24 protein-coding genes and 1 riboswitch are annotated in these 19849 nt (G+C 35.6%); of the genes, 3 read left to right on the top strand and 21 right to left on the bottom strand.

All coding sequences use genetic code 11. From position 1 onward, the window contains the following. Positions 1 to 4: 4 nt before the first annotated feature. On the bottom strand, positions 5 to 751 hold the full coding sequence (locus tag BK579_RS12590; protein WP_078545972.1) for a segregation/condensation protein A: 747 nt from the start codon (positions 749 to 751) through the stop codon (positions 5 to 7). A 142-nt stretch (positions 752 to 893) separates the two neighbouring features. Here BK579_RS12590 and BK579_RS12585 point away from each other — a divergent pair, with 142 nt between their 5' ends. Continuing rightward, positions 894 to 1421: a DUF309 domain-containing protein gene (locus BK579_RS12585; RefSeq protein WP_078545970.1), complete on the top strand. Its 528-nt coding sequence runs from the start codon at positions 894 to 896 to the stop codon at positions 1419 to 1421. Positions 1422 to 1488: 67 nt separating this feature from the next. Here the strand turns inward: BK579_RS12585 and BK579_RS12580 are convergent, their stop codons facing one another. The 14 genes from BK579_RS12580 to BK579_RS12515 all read right to left on the bottom strand — a co-directional run bounded on the left by BK579_RS12580 (position 1489) and on the right by BK579_RS12515 (position 13780). Continuing rightward, entirely contained in the window at positions 1489 to 1842 is a 354-nt protein-coding gene (locus tag BK579_RS12580; RefSeq protein WP_078545968.1) for a GNAT family N-acetyltransferase, read from the bottom strand. Between the two features lie 314 nt (positions 1843 to 2156). Then, positions 2157 to 2627, bottom strand: a complete 471-nt coding sequence (gene ribH / locus BK579_RS12575; protein WP_078545966.1) for a 6,7-dimethyl-8-ribityllumazine synthase — start codon at positions 2625 to 2627, stop codon at positions 2157 to 2159. 66 nt (positions 2628 to 2693) lie between these two features. Next, the gene (locus BK579_RS12570) at positions 2694 to 3887 is read right to left on the bottom strand and encodes a bifunctional 3,4-dihydroxy-2-butanone-4-phosphate synthase/GTP cyclohydrolase II (protein ID WP_078545964.1); all 1194 of its coding nucleotides are present in this window, start codon (positions 3885 to 3887) and stop codon (positions 2694 to 2696) included. Between the two features lie 22 nt (positions 3888 to 3909). Further along, positions 3910 to 4560 carry a riboflavin synthase gene (ribE, locus tag BK579_RS12565; protein WP_078545962.1) on the bottom strand — a complete coding sequence of 217 codons (651 nt, stop codon included), beginning with the start codon at positions 4558 to 4560 and terminating at the stop codon, positions 3910 to 3912. A gap of 216 nt (positions 4561 to 4776) precedes the next feature. Continuing rightward, a riboswitch (FMN riboswitch) is annotated at positions 4777 to 4915 on the bottom strand. A gap of 334 nt (positions 4916 to 5249) precedes the next feature. After that, entirely contained in the window at positions 5250 to 5684 is a 435-nt protein-coding gene (locus BK579_RS12560) for a peptidylprolyl isomerase (RefSeq protein ID WP_078545960.1), read from the bottom strand. Positions 5685 to 5834: 150 nt separating this feature from the next. After that, on the bottom strand, positions 5835 to 6431 hold the full coding sequence (locus BK579_RS12555; protein WP_078545958.1) for a YdcF family protein: 597 nt from the start codon (positions 6429 to 6431) through the stop codon (positions 5835 to 5837). An 819-nt stretch (positions 6432 to 7250) separates the two neighbouring features. Beyond that, positions 7251 to 8570, bottom strand: coding sequence for a diaminopimelate decarboxylase (gene lysA / locus BK579_RS12550; RefSeq protein ID WP_078545956.1), 1320 nt, complete (start codon positions 8568 to 8570; stop codon positions 7251 to 7253). 241 nt (positions 8571 to 8811) lie between these two features. Continuing rightward, positions 8812 to 10290: a spore germination protein gene (locus tag BK579_RS12545; RefSeq protein ID WP_078545954.1), complete on the bottom strand. Its 1479-nt coding sequence runs from the start codon at positions 10288 to 10290 to the stop codon at positions 8812 to 8814. Continuing rightward, positions 10283 to 10855 carry a stage V sporulation protein SpoVABEA gene (locus BK579_RS12540; RefSeq protein WP_078545952.1) on the bottom strand — a complete coding sequence of 191 codons (573 nt, stop codon included), beginning with the start codon at positions 10853 to 10855 and terminating at the stop codon, positions 10283 to 10285. Before BK579_RS12540 ends, BK579_RS12545 begins: the two co-directional genes overlap by 8 nt. A gap of 6 nt (positions 10856 to 10861) precedes the next feature. Further along, positions 10862 to 11212 (bottom strand): stage V sporulation protein AE, encoded by a 351-nt coding sequence (gene spoVAE, locus BK579_RS12535; RefSeq protein ID WP_078545950.1) that lies wholly within the window; start codon positions 11210 to 11212, stop codon positions 10862 to 10864. Between the two features lie 22 nt (positions 11213 to 11234). Next, positions 11235 to 12242, bottom strand: a complete 1008-nt coding sequence (gene spoVAD, locus BK579_RS12530) for a stage V sporulation protein AD (protein ID WP_078545948.1) — start codon at positions 12240 to 12242, stop codon at positions 11235 to 11237. Between the two features lie 18 nt (positions 12243 to 12260). Further along, on the bottom strand, positions 12261 to 12713 hold the full coding sequence (gene spoVAC, locus BK579_RS12525) for a stage V sporulation protein AC (protein WP_078545946.1): 453 nt from the start codon (positions 12711 to 12713) through the stop codon (positions 12261 to 12263). A gap of 34 nt (positions 12714 to 12747) precedes the next feature. Beyond that, positions 12748 to 13170 (bottom strand): stage V sporulation protein AB, encoded by a 423-nt coding sequence (locus tag BK579_RS12520; RefSeq protein ID WP_078545944.1) that lies wholly within the window; start codon positions 13168 to 13170, stop codon positions 12748 to 12750. After that, positions 13160 to 13780 carry a stage V sporulation protein AA gene (locus BK579_RS12515; protein WP_078545942.1) on the bottom strand — a complete coding sequence of 207 codons (621 nt, stop codon included), beginning with the start codon at positions 13778 to 13780 and terminating at the stop codon, positions 13160 to 13162. The genes BK579_RS12520 and BK579_RS12515 overlap by 11 nt, the downstream gene beginning before the upstream one ends. A 297-nt stretch (positions 13781 to 14077) precedes the next feature. Between BK579_RS12515 and BK579_RS25605 the strand changes: the two genes are divergently transcribed. Both BK579_RS25605 and BK579_RS12510 read left to right on the top strand, forming a co-directional pair. Beyond that, positions 14078 to 14239, top strand: coding sequence for a hypothetical protein (locus BK579_RS25605; RefSeq protein ID WP_169891132.1), 162 nt, complete (start codon positions 14078 to 14080; stop codon positions 14237 to 14239). 18 nt (positions 14240 to 14257) lie between these two features. After that, complete coding sequence (locus BK579_RS12510) at positions 14258 to 14581, top strand: redoxin domain-containing protein (protein WP_078545940.1); 324 nt, start codon at positions 14258 to 14260, stop codon at positions 14579 to 14581. A 54-nt stretch (positions 14582 to 14635) separates the two neighbouring features. Here the strand turns inward: BK579_RS12510 and sigF are convergent, their stop codons facing one another. From sigF to BK579_RS12480, 6 genes are all read right to left on the bottom strand, one after another. Beyond that, positions 14636 to 15397, bottom strand: coding sequence for an RNA polymerase sporulation sigma factor SigF (sigF, locus tag BK579_RS12505; RefSeq protein WP_078545938.1), 762 nt, complete (start codon positions 15395 to 15397; stop codon positions 14636 to 14638). Positions 15398 to 15409: 12 nt separating this feature from the next. Further along, on the bottom strand, positions 15410 to 15853 hold the full coding sequence (spoIIAB, locus tag BK579_RS12500; RefSeq protein WP_078545936.1) for an anti-sigma F factor: 444 nt from the start codon (positions 15851 to 15853) through the stop codon (positions 15410 to 15412). Between the two features lies 1 nt (position 15854). Beyond that, positions 15855 to 16205, bottom strand: a complete 351-nt coding sequence (spoIIAA, locus tag BK579_RS12495; RefSeq protein ID WP_078545934.1) for an anti-sigma F factor antagonist — start codon at positions 16203 to 16205, stop codon at positions 15855 to 15857. 137 nt (positions 16206 to 16342) lie between these two features. Continuing rightward, a complete protein-coding gene (locus tag BK579_RS12490; protein ID WP_078545932.1) occupies positions 16343 to 17503 on the bottom strand; it encodes a D-alanyl-D-alanine carboxypeptidase family protein in 1161 nt (386 codons plus the stop codon). Positions 17504 to 17686: 183 nt separating this feature from the next. Next, positions 17687 to 18988, bottom strand: coding sequence for a pyrimidine-nucleoside phosphorylase (locus tag BK579_RS12485; RefSeq protein WP_078545930.1), 1302 nt, complete (start codon positions 18986 to 18988; stop codon positions 17687 to 17689). 42 nt (positions 18989 to 19030) lie between these two features. Beyond that, positions 19031 to 19849 (bottom strand): purine-nucleoside phosphorylase, encoded by an 819-nt coding sequence (locus BK579_RS12480; protein WP_407936246.1) that lies wholly within the window; start codon positions 19847 to 19849, stop codon positions 19031 to 19033.

Genomic DNA, 19849 nt, shown 5'->3' with positions numbered 1-19849 from the left:
AACGTCAAATCCTTTCTTTAGATGATACGAATATATCAGAGAAATTATTATCTTGTTCAAGAATAATTAAATTGTTTTTTAGAAGTTCTAAAATTGCTAAAAAAGTAACAACAATGTGTTCTCTAATTGGAACCGGGAATAGTTCAAAGAAATTCTTAGGTCGATTAAGAGATTTTAATTCTAAAAGGATTTCTTCCATTCTTCTTTCAATCGGAATCTCTTGCCTAGCAATTTTAGTTGTAAGTGGCTTTTGTAGTTTTTTTCTTCTCATTAATTTTTGTAGGGCACCAAGCATGTCATAGAGGTTGACATCTATTTTATGCTGAACAGCCTCTTTCTCATCCGCTAACTCTCCCATGTCACTTGGTGGTTTCGTAAAGACATGACTTCTTTCCTCTTCTAATATCTTTAAGTCTTCTGCTGCACTTTTATATTTTCGATATTCAATTAGTCGATTCATCAGTTCTTCACGAGGATCTTCTTCGAATTCGATCTCTAGGTCCTCATCATATAATTCTTCCTGTTTAGGTAAAAGCATCTTGCTTTTTATTGCTAGTAGGGTTGCCGCCATAACTAAATACTCACTGGCAATATCCAACTTCATCTCTGACATTGTCTGGATATATAGCATATATTGCTCTGTTATATTCGCAACAGGTATATCATATATATCTATTTCAAGGCGATTTATTAAATGTAATAATAAATCAAGCGGTCCTTCAAACGAATCAATTTTCACATTATATTCCATCTTTAACTACACCAAATTCCTATATAGATAGATAATTAATAGTATAGTCCAAATTTACCCCTTGTCCAATAGTATTTTCTTAGGAAAATTGATGTAATATGATAAACTAATCATAAAGTGACTTTTGGAGGAGTGCATAAGATTGACCTACCCAGAAAAATATATTAATTACTTAGTCCATTTTCATGGTGATCGTGATTACTTTGAATGTCACGAAGAATTAGAAGAGCTTTGGAAAGAGGATTTGAAAGAACATCGGAAACAATATCTTGTAGGGTTAATTCAGATTGCTGTTGCATTATACCATCAGCGAAGAGGTAATTTTCCAGGTGCACTTCGAATGATGAATAATGCCGTTTCAATTGTTCAAAAAGAAAAAGAAAATATGACTTCACTTGGTTTTGAATGGGATAAACTAGTCATACTTTTAGAACAAAGGCTTGATGAAATTAAAAATAAGCAGCCTTATACGAGTATTAACCTTCCTTTACAAAATCCTACTCTTATCAGTTTATGTAAGCAGCGTTGTAAAGAAAATGGTTTTGTTTGGGGATCAAACTCAGAACTGAGCAACAAAAATCTTATCCATAAGCATTCTTTACGAGATAGAAGTGAGGTAATCACCGAGCGTGAAAGACAAATGGAGTTAAAAAAAAGAAGGGACATTTAATAAAGTCCTTTCTTTCTACATTACAATAACAAATTACACTACCACTAGATTTGGCTAAAAATAGGGTTTATTCCTCGTCAAAGTCACATCTTTCAAAAAATGCAGCAGTATATTCATTAGGTTTAATTTCATGATTAGGAAACGCTTCTTTTAACGCCTTGACCATTTTCTTTCCAATTCCTTGATGACGGTGTGATGGATTAACGCTAATATGTTGTATTTCCACAATTTGATGATCGATCTGTAGACTTCCTATAATCCCAATAATATCTTCTTCCTTCCAGAGAAAAAGCTGTCGTTCGTCTTCATTTTCGTATTGCTTCATTGTTAACTGAAGCTTCTTCAACTCTTTTTCTGTTGGCATAAAGGACAGGAGGCCCATCGCAATTTTTTCATAATTCTTTTTATATCTTATTAGCATATATATCCCTCATTAATGAAATAGCTTTTCTTGAAACTGAAAATAATTTGGTAAGTCATTTTACATAATTTAGATTAACATTTTCTTTAATTTTTTTCCATAGTTATCAAATATTTTAGTCATATGCCTATTAACTCTTGACTTTATAAAATGGATTTGAAAAGAAAGAAAACCAGTAGTGATATTTAATCTTCCAAAAATCACCCTGGTCTTTACTCGTATCATTATAAACATAATAAGCATATCCATTTATTTTGATTATTATTCAATAATGCCTTATTTTTACATAACAATCAATCAAAACTTTTAGGAACCTAAGAAATAGATCGAATTAAATTAGCCATTTCAATTGCAGATATAGCTGTTTCCCATCCTTTGTTCCCTGCTTTTGTTCCAGCTCTTTCAATTGCTTGTTCAATATTTTCAGTAGTGAGTACACCAAACACGACTGGTTTTCCAGTTGAAAGTGCAGTTGATGCAACACCTTTTGCAACCTCATTACATACATAATCATAATGTGTAGTTGCCCCTCTAATCACTGTTCCTAATGTAATAACTGCATCATAGTTATTTGACTCGGCCATTCTCTTCGCAATTACTGGTATTTCAAAAGCACCGGGTACCCAAGCAATACTAATGTTTTCTTCTTCCACTCCGTGTCTTTTTAATCCATCTAAAGCTCCATCAAGTAGTTTACTATTAATAAATTCATTAAATCGAGCAACTACTATTCCTACTTTTAAACCTGTTCCAATTAAATTACCTTCGTATATCTTTGTATTCATATCTATATCCTCCTAATAAGCTAACCAGATTATTTGTATATGTGATTTTTGAAAATTAACTATATGTTAAAAGTGAAACATATGCCCAAGCTTTAAATGTTTCGTCTTTAGATAATTTTCGTTATCTTTATTTGACTGCATCTCCAGTGGGATTCGTTCAGTTACTTCTAAATCATATCCTTTTAACCCTGTTATTTTCCTTGGATTATTAGTCAATAATTTCATTTTTGTTATTCCTAGATCTTTCAAGATTTGAGCTCCAATTCCATAATCTCTTAAATCAGGAGCAAAACCAAGTTTTTCATTTGCTTCAACTGTATCATAACCTTCTTCTTGCAGCTTATAAGCACGCATTTTGTTAATAAGACCTATCCCACGTCCTTCTTGTCTCATATACAACAAGACGCCTTTACCTTCTTTTTCAATTTGTGCTAGTGCAGCATGAAGCTGCGGACCACAATCACAGCGGAACGACCCGAAAACATCCCCAGTTAAACATTCTGAATGAACCCTTACAAGTGTATCCTCATCAGGTAAAATATTTCCCTTTACTAGTGCTACATGCTCTTTGCCATCAACAACATTCGAAAACCCAATGGCTGTAAAATCACCAAATTCAGTCGGTAAGGTGATTTCCACTTCTCTATTGATAAGGTTTTCTTTGCGATTACGATACTCAATCAGATCTTTAATCGTAATCATTTTTAAATTAAATTGGTTCGCAATTTCTCTAAGATCAGGAACTCTAGCCATTGATCCGTCTTCATTAATTATTTCGCAGATAACTCCTACCGGTGCTGAACCACAAAGGCGTGCTAAATCAACCGCAGCTTCAGTATGTCCTGCCCGTCTCAACACTCCACCATTCTTTGCGACTAATGGAAAAACATGACCCGGTCTTTTGAAATCAGTTCCCTTTGTACTGGGTTTTAATAGTTCTAGAATGGTTGTAGATCTTTCAAATGCACTAATCCCCGTTGTAGTTGTTTTATGATCGATACTTACAGTAAAGGCAGTACCATGAGCATCTGTATTATGATTTACCATTGGGACCAAGTTAAGCTTTTCCGCCAACTCTTCTGTAATAGGAGTGCACACCAGTCCACGTCCATGTGTAATCATAAAATTGATAACTTCAGGTGTAGCTTTATCAGCTAGAGCGATAAAATCCCCTTCATTCTCCCTATCCTCATCATCACAAACAATAACAACCTTCCCATTCATTAAATCGCTAAGTGCTTCTTCAATATGATCGAACATTAGTAATCATCCTCTCTTAAACTTACTTAAATCCATTATCAACTAAAAAGCTTGATGTTATTGATGATTTTCTTTGTTGAGTCCCAGAATGACTAACAAATTGTTCAACATATTTTCCAAGCATATCACATTCGATATTTACGGTATCACCAATGCTTTTCTCACCAATGATCGTTTCAGAAACAGTATGAGGTATTAGGGAGATCGTAAATGTATCATCTGTCAATCCAAATATTGTTAAACTGGTTCCATCAACTGCTACTGAGCCTTTTAAAATTAAATAATTACGGAGTGAGGGATTAATCTTAATTCCATAATAAACAGCATTTGAAAGATGCTCTTTTTTAACAATGGTTCCCATTCCATCGACATGACCAGAAACAAAATGCCCACCAAATCTTCCACCAGCTGACATTGCACGTTCTAAATTAACAGATGATTGTTTTTTCAAGGTTCTAAGTGAGGTTGATTTTACAGTTTCAGGCATAACATCTACTGAAAACTCATCGGTCGTAAATGAAGTGACCGTTAAACAAACTCCATTCACTGCGATACTATCTCCTAGGTTGACATCTTTTAAGATTTTAGTGGCTTTTATCTTCAATACAATTGAGTCTTTAGTACTCGCAATATCACTAATCTTTCCTATTTCTTCAATAATACCTGTAAACAAGATTTCACCCCTCTCATATAAGAAAATTAAAAACAAAAAAGACCATCTCTATAGTCATTACATTCCCTCGACTTTATACAAATCAATAAAAGCATGGGAGTTTTGACTTAAGAGTAGCCTCTAAGAATCAGATATCACAATACATATGTAAAAACATTATGGCACACCAAATAAAAGGTACTATTTTTAAAATTTTTTTGGCATACCTGTACCTGTGATTTCCTTCTCCCATCCAGACTTTACTGTCGGCCTTGGAATCTCACCAAGTCAGCCATATAGAGTATTCTATATGGGTCGCGGGCTACAAAAAATGATCACCGCCGGTCGGGAATTTCACCCTACCCCGAAGGAAATAATATTCATTTTGATTATTATATCATAATACTAAAAGTTTGTCGTATTATTGGCTCTCTTATTACTTCTTCTGTTAACTTTTTGTGAAGATAACTTTTTATACGATAAAAAACCAATAAACAAGTCCCCAAATAAGACTTATAGCAACCATAATAATAAGTAAGATCCAGTTAGATGATTTCAATTACATTTCACCTCTAATAAAAGATAAGACCTTAAACTTAGCCAAAGAGCCAATAGCACCCCCGAGCCAAACAGTAAGACTAAACTAATTTATGATTTCTTAAAATTTAAAAAACACAACAAGCAAAATGCTTGCTGTGCTTATTAAGTGATTATTCTTCCCAAACCTTTACTTCTTTCATTACATCACCTTGGTGAATTCTTAATACAGAATCCATTCCTTCAGTAACTTGTCCAAAAACTGTATGCACACCATTTAAATGTGGTTGTGGTTCATGAACAATGAAAAATTGGCTCCCACCAGTATCTTTACCTGCATGTGCCATTGAAAGTGAACCAGCTACATGCTTATGAGGATTTCCTGCTGTTTCACATTTAATTGTGTATCCAGGGCCACCAGTACCAGTTCCATGAGGGCATCCGCCTTGAGCAACAAATCCAGGAATAACACGGTGGAATGTTAGCCCATCATAATAGCCTTCTTTAGCTAGCTTTTCGAAGTTAGCAACAGTACCTGGTGCTGCATCTTCATATAAATCAATAAGAATTTTTTCACCATTTTCAAATTCAATACTTGCTTTTTTCATTTTGGACCTCCAAATAATTATGTATTTTCAATATCAGATTGAACGTATTCCATTCTACTATATTCGATAAGAATAATCCAATTTTGATATTTTTCTTAGAGAAAGTGTGATAAAACTTTTCACTCGTACAATCCACTCGCCCTTTTTTATCTACCTAAATGGCAAACTAACTACATAACCAACATAGAAAAACACCTCGCGTATGAGAAACGGCATTTTACTTTTCAATGTCTTATAAGCAGAACTTTGAGTCGGTGATGAATATGCTTCCATTCCGGTGTTGCTGGCCATTAAGATGGCTCTTTTCATATGTAATGGGTCGCTTACAATCGTATATGTTTTTAAGTTTTTCTCTACTGCAATTTCTTGGGCGTATTTGAGGTTCTCTTCTGTAATTTTCGATTTAGTTTCAATCAATATATCCTTTGAGTTAACATTATTTTCAATAGCATAATTCCTTTCAACCTCTGACTCTGCAACCTTATCACCTTCGCCCTTGCCACCAGTAAAAATTATTTTATCTACATACCCATTCTCATACAGCCAGATGGAATGATTAATCCTTTCACGAAAAACCGGAGATGGTTCATCACCCCACACAGCAGCACCAAGTACGACTGCCACATCGGTCTTGACTAATTGAACTTTTTCACTAAACGACCAAATGCTATAACCAGAGTAGGATATAAGGATTAGGATGATAACGATTATGGCTAAAACTATTCTTAACTTCACTTTTTTAGTCACTCAAATCATTCCTTTAAAATTCTTAGACTTGTTTGTACTATTTAAAGATAACCGAGAATACAGAAATCCAAGCAAATAATCCAGAGGGAAGACTCTTAACGGATTCCTTTGTGGGGAGAAGATGGATCTAACAAAGGAAAATGCACTGGTAGAAGCATATGATTTTAACAATCCTATTAGCAACTGAAATAATAAAAAGCTCGGTACAACTTACCGAACTTTTTCACTTATAACATAGCACCTGTTCGTCCCTAATCCATGTCCCGCCCGGCTATAAAAAAGCGGTAACCCTCGGACCCTGATAAGTGAATCAGCAGCATGGGCTGATAAAATAAGGTAAGAAAATTCCCTTATTTAGAAAATAGGGCAAAAAATAGGTGACATAGAAGTAAAATTTCCCGCTATTTACTTGAAAAACATGAAAAATAGGGTGATTGTGCTTGGTTAAAGGGAAAACTTCCCCTTAATTAGCCCTAACCAGCCATATTCTGCAGTTTAAAGGGAAATATCCCTTTATTTTAAGGTTCATTGATCACTCGATTATTGATAAATGAAAAAAACTTCCTATGCTTTACATTATATTATCAGGCAATTTAGCAAAGAAATTGGACACTGTATAATATTTATAATTAATATGCATCCGATAAACCTGCAAGCATAAAGCGTGCTAATATTAAGGTTAAATCCCATTAAATCAAGACTTTATAGTAAATGAAGAGACCAAATAGCTATGCTAGTTGATCTGCTAATTCATTTGCTGATGTATTTTTCTCTATCAATGGAACCCGTTAGAAAGACTCTCTCTGGTTTTTTCGATTTTTATTTTTTTACATTAGCTTTTAATGGCACGTCTAATCTCACAATATCTTCATAACTCTCGCGTTTTACGACTAATTGATCTTCTCCATTTTCAACAAACACAACAGGTGGTCTAGGAATACGATTATAGTTGTTCGCCATTGAATAACCATAGGCTCCTGTACAGAAAACAGCTAGTAAATCCGCCGAGTTAGATTTAGGTAGTGGTATATCCCAGATTAGCATATCTCCTGATTCGCAACATTTACCAGCAATTGAAACCGTTTCTTCTACCTGATCATTCACTCTGTTTGCTAATACTGCCTCATATTTAGCTTGATACAATGCAGGACGAATATTATCATTCATTCCCCCATCGATTGCTACATAGTTACGAATGTTTGGAACTTCTTTTCTTGATCCTATTGAATAGAGAGTAGTACCAGCATCACCAACCATAGAGCGACCTGGTTCAATCCATATCTCAGGAATAGGGAAATCTAATTCTGCTGAATGTTTTTTCACTTCTTCAATAATCTCTTCCACATATTGAGAAACAGGGAGTGGGTCATCTTCATTTGTATAACGGATTCCAAAACCACCGCCAACATTTAATACAGTCGGTACATAGTTGAAAGTATCTCTCCACTCTTTAAATTTCCCGAACATTTTTTTCACCGCAAGGACAAATCCGGTAGTTTCAAAGATTTGAGACCCAATATGACTGTGGATCCCTAACAAAGTTACACCAGATAAAGACAGAACCGTATCAACCGCTGCATCCGCTTGTCCATTTTCCAACCCAAATCCAAATTTCGAATCTTCCTGTCCAGTTAAAATATAGTCATGTGTATGTGCTTCAATACCGGGTGTGACTCTCAATAAAATCGGTGTTTTCACCTCGTGTTTGTTGCTAATCTCATCCAATAATGTAAGCTCATAGAAATTATCAACAACAATACACCCTACTTTATGTTTCACAGCCATCTCAAGTTCATGATAGCTTTTATTGTTACCATGAAAATGGATTCTTTCAACAGGGAAACCTGCTTGCAAAGCAGTATATAGCTCCCCACCTGAAACTACATCTAGAGATAACCCTTCCTCTTCAACTAGTTGAATCATAGCAACAGTTGAAAATGCTTTGCTTGCGTATGCAACTTGTGCCTTAACACCTAATTTTGTAAAAGTATCACGAAACCCTTTCGCTCGTTCACGAATTAATGTGGTATCGTATACATACAAAGGGGTTCCGTATTTATTTGCTAAATCAACTGTATCAATTCCACCAATTTCTAAATGTCCTCTATCATTAACACGACTAGTTCCATGTAAATACACATTCATTCCCTCTTTTCATTACAATTCTACTACTGGCAAAGACCCCTCTATATCAGGCTATGTTTATGTATAGCTCCTGACCTAATTAGATGTCCCATGCAATTAAATTTAAATTTAATTAAGCTCATATAAAAAAGACAGCTAATACAAATATTAGCTGCCCTAGCATATTTAAACAACAATTATTACAGCTATATAGAAAATAACATACCATATTCCCTATTAGCTTGCAATAACCTCCTTACTGTTGTTTATGTGGATTTCTAGGATGCACAATACTAGGTCTTAGTTTTTGACCAGGTACGGATGGACGTACAACAATTTGCCATAAGGCTTTAAAATTAAACGGTAAAAATGGCCATAAGTAAGGGGTATTTAATGATCTAATACTTGCTAGTAACAGAAAGTATACAGTGGCTCCGATGACAAATCCGGGTAACTTAAAGATTGCAACAAACACTAATAAGACTAACCTTGCCATCTTATTAGCGATACTTAATTCATAACTTGGAGTAGCAAATGAACCAATTGCTGCAACAGCTACATACATGATAACCTCTGGCACAAACAAGCCTACATCAATTGCAATTTGACCAATTAACGCTGCTGCAATTAGTCCCATGGCTGTTGATAATGGTGTTGGTGTATGAATGGCCGCCATTCTTAAAAACTCTATACCAAAATCAGCAAGAAATATTTGAACAACAAGTGGAATGTTTCCCTTTTCGCTTGGCCCAATAAAATCTAATGCCTTTGGTAGTAACTCTGGCTGCAACGTAAACAAAAACCATAGTGGCAATAAATAAATGGATGCAATTATGCCTAAGAAACGAACCCATCTTAGATATGTTCCAACAGCAGGTGCTTGACGATATTCTTCCGCATGCTGAACATGATGAAACATCGTTGTTGGAGTAATAATCACGCTTGGTGAGGTATCAACAGTAATAATAACATGCCCTTCTAATAAATGATTTGCTGCTACATCTGGACGTTCAGTATATCTAACAAGTGGATATGGATTAAAGCCTTGTTTGACTAAAAATTCTTCGACTGTTTTATCTGCCATTGTTAGACCATCCACTTTTATTGCTTGTAGTTCTTTTTTGATTTTTTCAACTAGCCTTGGATTAGCAACATCTTTAATATAAGAAACACAAATATCAGTCTTGGAACGTTCCCCAACCTGCATAATTTCATTTCTCAGTCTTTCATCACGAATTCTTCTTCTAGTAAGAGCGACATTAATGACAAGGTTCTCGGTATATCCATCTCTTGCCCCTCTAATTACTTTTTCAGTATCAGGCTCTTCAGGGTTTCTTCCTGGATAGCTTCTTACATCAATCGCAAGGCTCGTATCTTCACCTTCAACAAAAATAATAATAAGTCCTGACAATAATTTATCTACTGCTTCATCTAAATTTTTCACTGTGGCTACTTGTTGGTGAACCATTCGATTTTCAATAATTTTCATGGCTTGGCTTGTTAACTTTTCTTTATCATTCATATTAACAAGTTCTCTCATTAACAGCATGATAAAACTAGTGTCACATAAACCATTTAGGTAATAGATATTGATTGACTTTTCTTGAACAGTTATTTTTCTTACACCAATATCAAAACTTCCTGTGCCGATTTCAATATGCTCTTTAAAGAATTTCTCATTGATCTCAACATCAGTAGAAATCGGAGTTTTTTTATTTTGAGTGCTGTTAGTCATAATATCCACTCCTTTCTAAAATAAGCTCCACTGCTTTCTTTGTAATAGGAGAACCATTTTGCACATGGTCTTTTCTTGCCATTTTACCTATATCGCCAATTCCAACAATGATTGGGATATTTAACCCATCTAAGCAATACACTGTATCTCCATTAATACGGCCTATATCGAATTCTTCTACGCCACTTTTATCAACACCATAATGGGTAAGCTCACCGTATCTATTGATACTCACATCCACTCTCGCCCATTCATCTTGATGTGTTTTTGAAGCCACAGCAATCACCCCTAAAACCTCGATACTCTCATGTGTTGCTACATACTTTAGAGCTAATTCGCCTGCACCCTCTCCAATAAAACCACTATCATCAAACATAACGAATACAGGGTCATATGGAGCCTTATGGATAAGTTCAACAATTTCTTCACCGGACAGCGTCGTAGGATTACCATGCGATTTTGAAATACATCTTCCTCCAAATTCCTTCGCTATATATTCTATTGTTTTTAGCGCATATTCATCTCCATCTGTTATCAGGATCACCTTTCTCGGTGTTTTTTTCATCACTCATTATCCTTTCGGTTTGAATAGTAATGCGACAAGAAAAGCAAACAGGATGGCTGAGGAAATTCCAGCTGACGTTAATTCAAAAATCCCGATTCCAATTCCTATGAAACCATGCTGTTCGGCCTGATGCATTGCTCCATGTAACAGGGAATGACCAAAGCTTGTAATCGGAACAGTTGCACCTGCTCCAGCGAATTCAATAAAATTATCATATATGTCAAAACCATCAAGAATGACTCCTAACACAACAAATGTACTCATCACATGTGCCGGTGTAAGCTTAACAACATCTAATAATATCTGGCCAATTACGCATATACTTCCGCCAACTAAAAATGCAATTAAGTATTCCATGGTTTATACCCCGATTCTTTTTTCAACTGTTCTTTTCTAGCACAACACCGTGTGCTATCGTTGGTATTGATTCCTTTTGCTGGATCATCGTTGGACTTAATAATGCACCTGTTGCGACTATAAACACCTTCTTTATGTTTCCTAACATAAGTTGTTTTACAATATGTCCATATGTGACAACTGCTGAGCATGCGCACCCACTGCCACCTGCAAATGTATTCTGGTCTTTTGAATAAATCATTAAACCACAATCATTATGTTTTGTGTCTAAATCGTAGCCTTCGTCAAACAACAACTTTCTAACAATTGGGCTTCCAACTCCTGACAAATCACCAGTGATGATTAAATCATAGTCTTCAGGTGTTGTTTGTAAATCCTGAAAATGTCTCTGAATAGTATCAGCAGCTGCTGGTGCCATTGCCGCTCCCATATCAAATGGGTTGGTTATTCCATAATCAGTCACCCTGCCAATAGTGGCTGAGGTAATCTTAATTGGGCCCACTTCTCTACTAACCAGTGCAGCTCCAGATCCAGTTACTGTAAAAGTAGCAGTGCTTGGTTTCTGACCACCATACTCTGTTGGATAACGAAATTGTCGTTCGGCTGTTGCATTATGACTACTAGTTGCTGCAATGATCCGTTTTGCAAATCCACCATCAACAAGGGCTGATCCGACAGCTAATGTCTCCATGGAGGTTGAGCATGCACCAAACATACATAAAAAAGGAATCTGGTTATGCCTTGCTACATAATTTGCAGTCACATTTTGGTTCAATAAATCACCTGCCAAAAAAAGATCAACATCCTCGTTGTTTAACTGAGCTTTTTCTAAGCAAGTAGAAATTGATTGCTCCATTAAACGCCTTTCAGCAAGTTCCCAAGTTTCTTCGTCACAATGCAAGTCCTTATGAGTAACATCAAATTGTAAGCCTAATGGTCCCTCTGCTTCTTTTGGACCTACTGCAGTACCAACTGAATTTAAATAGATCGAGTGTTCAAATACCCATGTTTGCTTTCCAACTAATCTCATCGTTCACATCACTCACTTTCATAATGCGAGGTGGAATAAATACCGTAAAGTCCCAACAACATAGGTAGCAACTACCCCAAACACTAGAACACTGCCAGCTAGCTTAAACATATTAGTAGCAGTCCCTAAAACAATCCCTTCACTTTTATATTCGAGTGCTGCACTAGTCATCGAGTTAGCAAAACCGGTTACTGGGACTGCCGATCCCGCTCCTGCGAATTGCCCCAGCTTATCATACACACCTAATCCTGTAAGAAGAGAGGCAATCAAAATGAGTGTTGCTACAGTAGGATTACCCACTGTTTTTTCAGTGAAGTTAAAAAAGGTTAAATAAAAATTTTGGATCCCTTGACCAAAGGTACAAATCAATCCACCGACCATAAATGCCTTAAAACAATTCATAAACAGTGGGGCTTTAGGTTGAAATGTTTTTATATTCTTTTGATAATTGTCTTTTAACTTATTTGACATTATTACTCCTCCTAGAGATGAGAAGATTTTGTAGCTACATATTTACATAGTAAATCCAATGAAATAAAGAGCCTGCTACCTTGCCTAGTACAATTGCCATTAACAGATGCACAATCTTATCATCAACTCTAATTCGTTTTGCTAAAATAGGAAGAACATTAAGTACTTCTGTAAGAGCGGCAGCAAGCATGCCTACAAAAATACCATTAGCTAAACCAATTGGGATGGTTGTTATGACTGGTAATGACAAGACTGTGTCTGAGAGACTATACCATCCTCCAATTACAGCTCCAGCTACTACGGCCCACTCATATAATTGAATGTACTTCATTGTTTTTGTTAGTTGGGTTAATCTCGGTATAATTCCTAAGACCGCTAAAAATGCGACGAATCCTGCTCCAACAGCTAGTCCACTGGCTAAACCCATAAAAGCAATAAAAAGAATTTTAATGGTCATCTAGTTTTTTCATGCTTTCTTTATTTTCATTCATGACCATATAATTATCTAAATCTTGTTGGTAATTAAACATTTCAACTTCCAATGGACTTGGCTCTTCATTAATACGCTTTTTAAAGATATGATTAAAAAACAAAATCATCCCTAACCCCAAACCAATCGAATAAGGCACTTGAAGTAATAAAGGCTGCTTTACCTCTTCGCCTGTAATAAGAAGATAAAGTTTCTGATGGACTTGTTGCATGCTGACATCTTCATGAAAATTCATGATTGTTAATGCAGCACCGACAAAAAGCAAAAACCAAATGGCAACAAAGAAAGCAACTGAATATTTCTTTTTTTCATAGACAACCTCAACTAATGTTTGTGGAGGGCCAAATGTTTCAATCGTCAATTTCGGATCAAAATCTTTTACCTTTTTAATGATCTCAATAATATCAATAACCACAATTGTTTTATCTTGAATTGTAATTTGGTATAGTGGCATGTTACATAAGAAATTCTGTTCAATTCCTTGTGTGATAACCTGTGCTATATCACCTAATCTAATTAACTCATTAGGCCTAACTTGTATACGATGGCGCAAGCGTATATATACTTTATTCTCCATTACATTCACACCCTACACATTGTTATCCTTGTATCTGTAGTATGGTATTTGTTAGTTTTTCTAATGCAACTATCCCTACTACACCATTAATTACCACAGTCTGAAAAATTTAGCACTTGCCATTTTTATAAGATGACTATGAACAAATTACTGGAAAATAACGACCCAAACAGATATGATGTTTTTATTAGTTGCTAATTGACCCTTTCCTGGGTAGGTTACACTATATGAAGGGGTATCTGTTTCCACATGAAGTGATAAAACACCTTACAGACAGAAAATTATAAAGGAGTAAATATGAAGAAATTAATAGCACTTATATCAATGTTAGTTATATTAACTGCATGTGGACAACCTCAATTAAAAGAGTCCATGACATTATTAAATCAGCAAAAAGAAGAAGTTACCTTTCCACAAGAAAAACCAACTCTTTTCTTTTTCATCACTACTTACACCTGAGGACTTTGCCAACAGCAACTGGTTCAGTTGCATAAAAATTTAGATAAATTTAATGATATGGATGTAAATATGTACATCCTTAGTAACGATACCCCAGAGCAGCAACAGGAGTTGTATACTGCCATAAAAGAACAGCTTGGAAATAGCTTACCTTTTGTATCAGATCCAGACTTAGAGTTAGCTTCTTTATTTGATATGAAAAATGGAGATGTTGCTTATAGAGGCTATGGGTTGATGGATGCAGAAGGCAACGTAATCTTCCATACAATAAATGATCATTGGGGCGAAGAACTCGATAAAACCTTAGCAGAAATCAAGGAAGAATATGAGAAAATAAATTAAACACAAAAAAGATCGGTGGAAGTAACATTCCATCCGATCTTTTTTAATTTTACCCTATATAGCATCCATTTGATCCTTCATTTGCTGAAGTATTTTTTTCTCAAGTCTTGATACCTGAACTTGTGAAATACCTAATCTTGTTGCAACCTCTGATTGTGTCTGATCTTTATAATACCTTAAATAGACAATCAATCTTTCTCTTTCATCTAATTCTCGAATGGCTTCTTTTAGAGCAATTTTATCAAACCATTTTGTTTCACTATTATCCGCAATTTGATCCAGCAAAGTGATTGGATCACCATCATTCTCATACACAGTTTCATGGATAGACGATGGTGTTCGACTAGCCTCTTGTGCTAACACTACATCCTCTGGTGTGATTTCTAGAAAGTCTGCTATCTCCGCGACTGTTGGCACTCTGCCTAAACGTTTAGATAATTCATCTTTAGCTTTTCTAATTTTATTACCGGTTTCCTTTAATGAACGACTTACCTTAACAGTCCCATCATCACGAATGAATCGTTGAATTTCACCGATAATCATTGGAACAGCATAAGTAGAAAACTTCACGTCATATGACAGATCAAATTTATCCACTGATTTCAGCAATCCAATACAACCAATTTGGAATAAATCATCTGGTTCATAACCACGGTTTAAAAAGCGTTGAACAACCGACCAAACCAATCTCATATTCTTTTGAACGATAAGGTCTCTTGCTTCTTGATCACCATTTTGGCTTCGTTTGATCAAGCTTTTTACTTCATTATCTTTTAAATACGTTTCAGTTTTTTCGTTCTTGACCTCCACATCCATAGGCTAGTCTCCTTAATTGCATAGCGCTTTGCTTTTCGACAAATGCTTTTTAAGATGAATAATTGTTCCATTAGACTCGGAAGTTAAGATTTCAACCTCATCCATAAAGTTTTCCATGATTGTAAAGCCCATCCCTGAACGCTCTAATTCAGGTTTCGTCGTAAATAACGGCTGACGTGCTTCATCAAGGTTTGGGATTCCAATCCCTTCATCTTTTACTGTTAGAGTTATTAATCCGTCTTCTTCAAGTGTGCATGAGATATAGATAACACCACTTGGGTTATTATCATAACCATGAATAATCGAATTTGTAACTGCTTCAGATACAACTGTTTTAATTTCTGTTAGTTCATCTAATGTTGGATCAAGCTGTGAGATGAATGCAGCAACAGTCACGCGCGCGAACGACTCATTTTGACTAAGTGCTGAAAATTGAAGATGCATCTCATTTCTCATGTTATGCCACCCCCAATGAACGCAACGCGTAATCTTCATCTGTTTCTAAGCGGATAATCTTAAATAAACCTGACATATCGAATAATCGTTTGACTGCTGGAGAAATGGAACAAACAACCATTTCACCACCATTATTTTTCACTTGCTTATATCTTCCAAGAATAACACCAAGACCTGAGCTATCCATAAACGATAAATTCTCTAAATTTAATAAAATATGGTTTATCTCTCTACTCTCAAGTACATTTGTTACTTTTAGACGCAATTCTTCTGCTGTATGATGATCTAGTTCACCAGTAAGACGAATGCATAACACTGTATGTTTTACTTCTAGTTCTATTGCAAGACTCACTATACTTTCCTCCTTGGTTTTCCGTATAATGAGTTTTTCTATATGCACCTGTTAGATTCCTTCTTCGTGACAAAACTAGTGTTCATTCGTCAAAACTAGTTAAACTTCTCATTAAGTAATTTGAATAAATTTATAGGTTAAGAAGATTTTGTAAATGTTCCAATAGTTCTTTTAAATAATTTCCACCAGCTTGCTTCAGTAATGTCTTCTTTTGCTACTAAAGCACTTTCGCTTAACACTTCATTTTCCTTTTTCAACACTAATTTACCAAGAACGTCCCCTTTTTTAATAGGTGCATGAACATCCTTGTTTATAACAAATTCCTTTTGAACATCATCAATTGCTTCGCCTTTTTTTGTTAAAATAGAGATTGGCTCAGAAGTGACTAAATCGACTGACTTTTTACTCCCTTTTCCAACCTTAACATTTGAAACTACTTCATTTCTTTCATACATTGGATGTGTTTTAAATTGACTAAATCCATAATCTAACATTTTTGTAATTTGAGCATTGCGGTCCTTTGGTGTTGGCGCACCCATTACCACCGTAATTAAACGCATCCCATCTTTTTCAGCGGTTGCAGTTAAACAATATTTAGCTTCACTTGTAAACCCAGTCTTTAAGCCATCAACACCAGGATAAAACTTAACAAGTCGATTCGTATTAACTAACCAGAATTTTTTTTCTGTATTTTCCCTTAAGTAGTCTTCATATTTCCCTGTGTACTTAGTAATCATTTCATATTTAAGTAGTTCTTTGGCCATAATTGCCATATCGTAGGCTGTACTATAGTGTTCATCTGCAGGTAATCCTGTTGGGTTTTGAAATAATGTATTTTCTAATCCCAGATCTTTTACCTTTTTATTCATCTTTTCAACGAATGCTTCTTCAGACCCTGCAATTCTCTCCGCCATAGCAACAGAAGCATCATTTCCAGATGCAATTGCAATTCCTCTTAACATTTCATCGACAGTCATTTCCTCCCCAGCTTCAAGGAATATTTGTGATCCACCCATTGACGCTGCATGCTCACTTGTTCTTACCTTCTCATCTAAAGAAAGACTTCCAGTATCAATTGCTTCCATGATTAGGAGCATCGTCATAATTTTGGTCATACTTGCAGGTGGAAGCTTTTCATGACTATTTTTATCATAGAGAACTGTACCTGTATCTCTTTCAATAATGACCGCTGATCTAGCATTCTCAGCTAGATTAACAGATGATTCTTCAGCAAATGCCGGGGAACTGATTGATACGATCATTGATATAATTATTAAACTAAAGAAAAAACGCTTCATCTCCAAACCTCCATTCTTATATACATCCCATTTTTCCCAATTCAAACAATTATATACAAAAAATATTGGTCGATTTTGGCATAATATTTTTTGTCTCAAAGTGATAAAAAAAAACTGCATCACTAATTTTTAGATGGTCTCTAATAATTAGGATGCAGTCTGACTGACTTTTTACTTATTCATCTATTCAATCTTATCAAGGACAAGCTTTGGACTTTCAACGATCTCAGGAGAAATTTTAATACTTTGATATAACTTCTCTTTCACTTCTTCAACATCTTCTTGATTGCTAAAAAGAGTAACTAAGCTATCGCCTTTTTGTACTTTTTCACCGATTTTCTTCCTAAGTAAAAGTCCTACGGATAAATCAATGACTGAATCCTTTGTTGCTCTCCCAGCACCGAGTAGCATAGCTGCAGTACCAATTCCGTCAGCTATCATTTCAGAAACATATCCTTCTTCCTTAGCCTCAAGCTCAAATGTATGTGCTGCTTGTGGAAGTTTTGAATAATCATCAACAACAGAAGCATCTCCACCTTGAGCACTTAAAAATATTTTGAGTGTTTCAAGAGCTTTACCACTTTTTATAGATTCTATTAAAAGCGATTTTGCTTGGTCTAATGAATCTGCTTTCTTTGCTAAATAAACCATTTGGCTCCCTAAGGTTAAACATAGCTCCTCAAGATCACTTGGGCCTTCCCCTTTTAATGTGTCAATTGCCTCTTGAACTTCTAGGGAATTACCAATCGCATATCCAAGTGGTTGACTCATATCAGTAATAACTGCGATCGTTTGTCTACCAACATTATTGCCAATACTAACCATAGCCTTCGCTAATTCCTTCGCATCTTCCAAATCCTTCATGAAGGCACCAGCACCCGTTTTTACATCAAGGACAATTGCATCAGCTCCAGCTGCAATTTTTTTACTCATGATTGAACTCGCAATCAACGGAATACTGTTGACTGTTGCTGTTACATCTCTTAATGAATAAAGTTTCTTATCAGCAGGCGTTAAGTTACCACTTTGACCAATAACAGCCACTTTATTTTTATTTACTAAGTGGATGAATACTTCATTTGTGATTTCCACATGAAAACCTGGAACCGATTCGAGTTTATCTACGGTGCCTCCTGTATGACCCAATCCACGTCCTGACATTTTAGCAACAGGAACACCAACCGATGCAACAAGCGGAGCAAGAACAAGTGTTGTTGTATCACCAACACCACCAGTACTATGTTTATCCACCTTAATACCTTCTATTTCTGATAAGTCAATGGTCTCTCCCGAATGAACCATAGCCATCGTTAAATCCGCGCGCTCTTGTGCTGTCATTCCTTGAAAGAACACAGCCATCGTAAAAGCACTTATTTGGTAATCTGGAATTTCCCCTTTTGTATAGCCATCAATAATAAAGGAGATTTCTTCTTTTGTAAGAGGTTGCCCATCTCTTTTTTTCTCAATTAAATCGACCATTCTCATATTATTCACCTATTCCCTTTAAGCAATTTGGGTATATTTAATTTAAATTCGATTAACAATCTCTTTAACAAATGCTAAGAAGTTTGCTTTCACTTTTTCAGTTGTTTCGATAACCTCATCATGTGTTAAAGGTTGGTCTAAAATTCCTGCAGCCATGTTAGAAATACAAGAAATCCCTAGAACTTTTAGTCCTGAATGACGAGCAACAATTACCTCTGGAACAGTAGACATTCCGACCGCGTCACCGCCAAGAACACGAAGCATTCTTACTTCAGCTGGTGTTTCATAGCTTGGTCCTGTGTTACCAACATAAATTCCTTCTTTAATATTGATATTTAATTTTTCAGCAACCGATCGAGCTAACTTTCTTAATTCTTTTGAATATGCTTCTGACATATCAGGAAAACGAACCCCTAAGTCTTTATCGTTTTCGCCGAGTAACGGATTTGTCCCCATATTATTAATATGGTCAGAAATAAGCATTAAATCGCCAGCCTCAAACGATTCATTTACCCCACCAGCTGCATTAGTAACAATCAATGTTGAAACCCCAAGTTGCTTCATCACTCGAATTGGGAAAGTAACCTTTTCTAAGCTATATCCTTCATAAAAATGGAATCTACCTTGCATAGCTAAAACTGTTTTCCCTCTTAACGTTCCATAAACTAGCTGACCTGCATGTCCCTCAACCGTTGATACAGGAAATTCAGGAATGTCTGAATAAGGAATTTTAATTGCATTTTCAATTTCGTCAGCTAGTACACCTAAGCCTGACCCTAATATTAATCCTATTTCAGGTGCTGTTGAAAACTTATTTTTTAAAAACTCCGCTGAAGTATTAATTGCTTGTTTATTCACCAT

It is taken from the genome of Litchfieldia alkalitelluris (assembly GCF_002019645.1).
Classification (GTDB): Bacteria; Bacillota; Bacilli; order Bacillales; family Bacillaceae_L; genus Litchfieldia; species Litchfieldia alkalitelluris.
This window is presented reverse-complemented; position numbering and strand designations above follow the sequence as displayed.

Coding starts and splice junctions, on each gene's coding strand:
- BK579_RS12590 (WP_078545972.1), bottom strand. CDS start 751: ATGGAATATAATGTGAAAATTGATTCGTTTGAAGGACCGCTTGATTTA.
- BK579_RS12580 (WP_078545968.1), bottom strand. CDS start 1,842: ATGCTAATAAGATATAAAAAGAATTATGAAAAAATTGCGATGGGCCTC.
- ribH (WP_078545966.1), bottom strand. CDS start 2,627: ATGAATACAAAGATATACGAAGGTAATTTAATTGGAACAGGTTTAAAA.
- BK579_RS12570 (WP_078545964.1), bottom strand. CDS start 3,887: ATGTTCGATCATATTGAAGAAGCACTTAGCGATTTAATGAATGGGAAG.
- BK579_RS12560 (WP_078545960.1), bottom strand. CDS start 5,684: ATGAAAAAAGCAAGTATTGAATTTGAAAATGGTGAAAAAATTCTTATT.
- BK579_RS12545 (WP_078545954.1), bottom strand. CDS start 10,290: ATGACTAACAGCACTCAAAATAAAAAAACTCCGATTTCTACTGATGTT.
- BK579_RS12540 (WP_078545952.1), bottom strand. CDS start 10,855: ATGAAAAAAACACCGAGAAAGGTGATCCTGATAACAGATGGAGATGAA.
- spoVAE (WP_078545950.1), bottom strand. CDS start 11,212: ATGGAATACTTAATTGCATTTTTAGTTGGCGGAAGTATATGCGTAATT.
- spoVAD (WP_078545948.1), bottom strand. CDS start 12,242: ATGAGATTAGTTGGAAAGCAAACATGGGTATTTGAACACTCGATCTAT.
- spoVAC (WP_078545946.1), bottom strand. CDS start 12,713: ATGTCAAATAAGTTAAAAGACAATTATCAAAAGAATATAAAAACATTT.
- BK579_RS12520 (WP_078545944.1), bottom strand. CDS start 13,170: ATGACCATTAAAATTCTTTTTATTGCTTTTATGGGTTTAGCCAGTGGA.
- BK579_RS12515 (WP_078545942.1), bottom strand. CDS start 13,780: ATGGAGAATAAAGTATATATACGCTTGCGCCATCGTATACAAGTTAGG.
- BK579_RS25605 (WP_169891132.1), top strand. CDS start 14,078: ATGAAGAAATTAATAGCACTTATATCAATGTTAGTTATATTAACTGCA.
- sigF (WP_078545938.1), bottom strand. CDS start 15,397: ATGGATGTGGAGGTCAAGAACGAAAAAACTGAAACGTATTTAAAAGAT.
- spoIIAB (WP_078545936.1), bottom strand. CDS start 15,853: ATGAGAAATGAGATGCATCTTCAATTTTCAGCACTTAGTCAAAATGAG.
- BK579_RS12490 (WP_078545932.1), bottom strand. CDS start 17,503: ATGAAGCGTTTTTTCTTTAGTTTAATAATTATATCAATGATCGTATCA.
- BK579_RS12485 (WP_078545930.1), bottom strand. CDS start 18,988: ATGAGAATGGTCGATTTAATTGAGAAAAAAAGAGATGGGCAACCTCTT.
- BK579_RS12480 (WP_407936246.1), bottom strand. CDS start 19,849: ATGGTGAATAAACAAGCAATTAATACTTCAGCGGAGTTTTTAAAAAAT.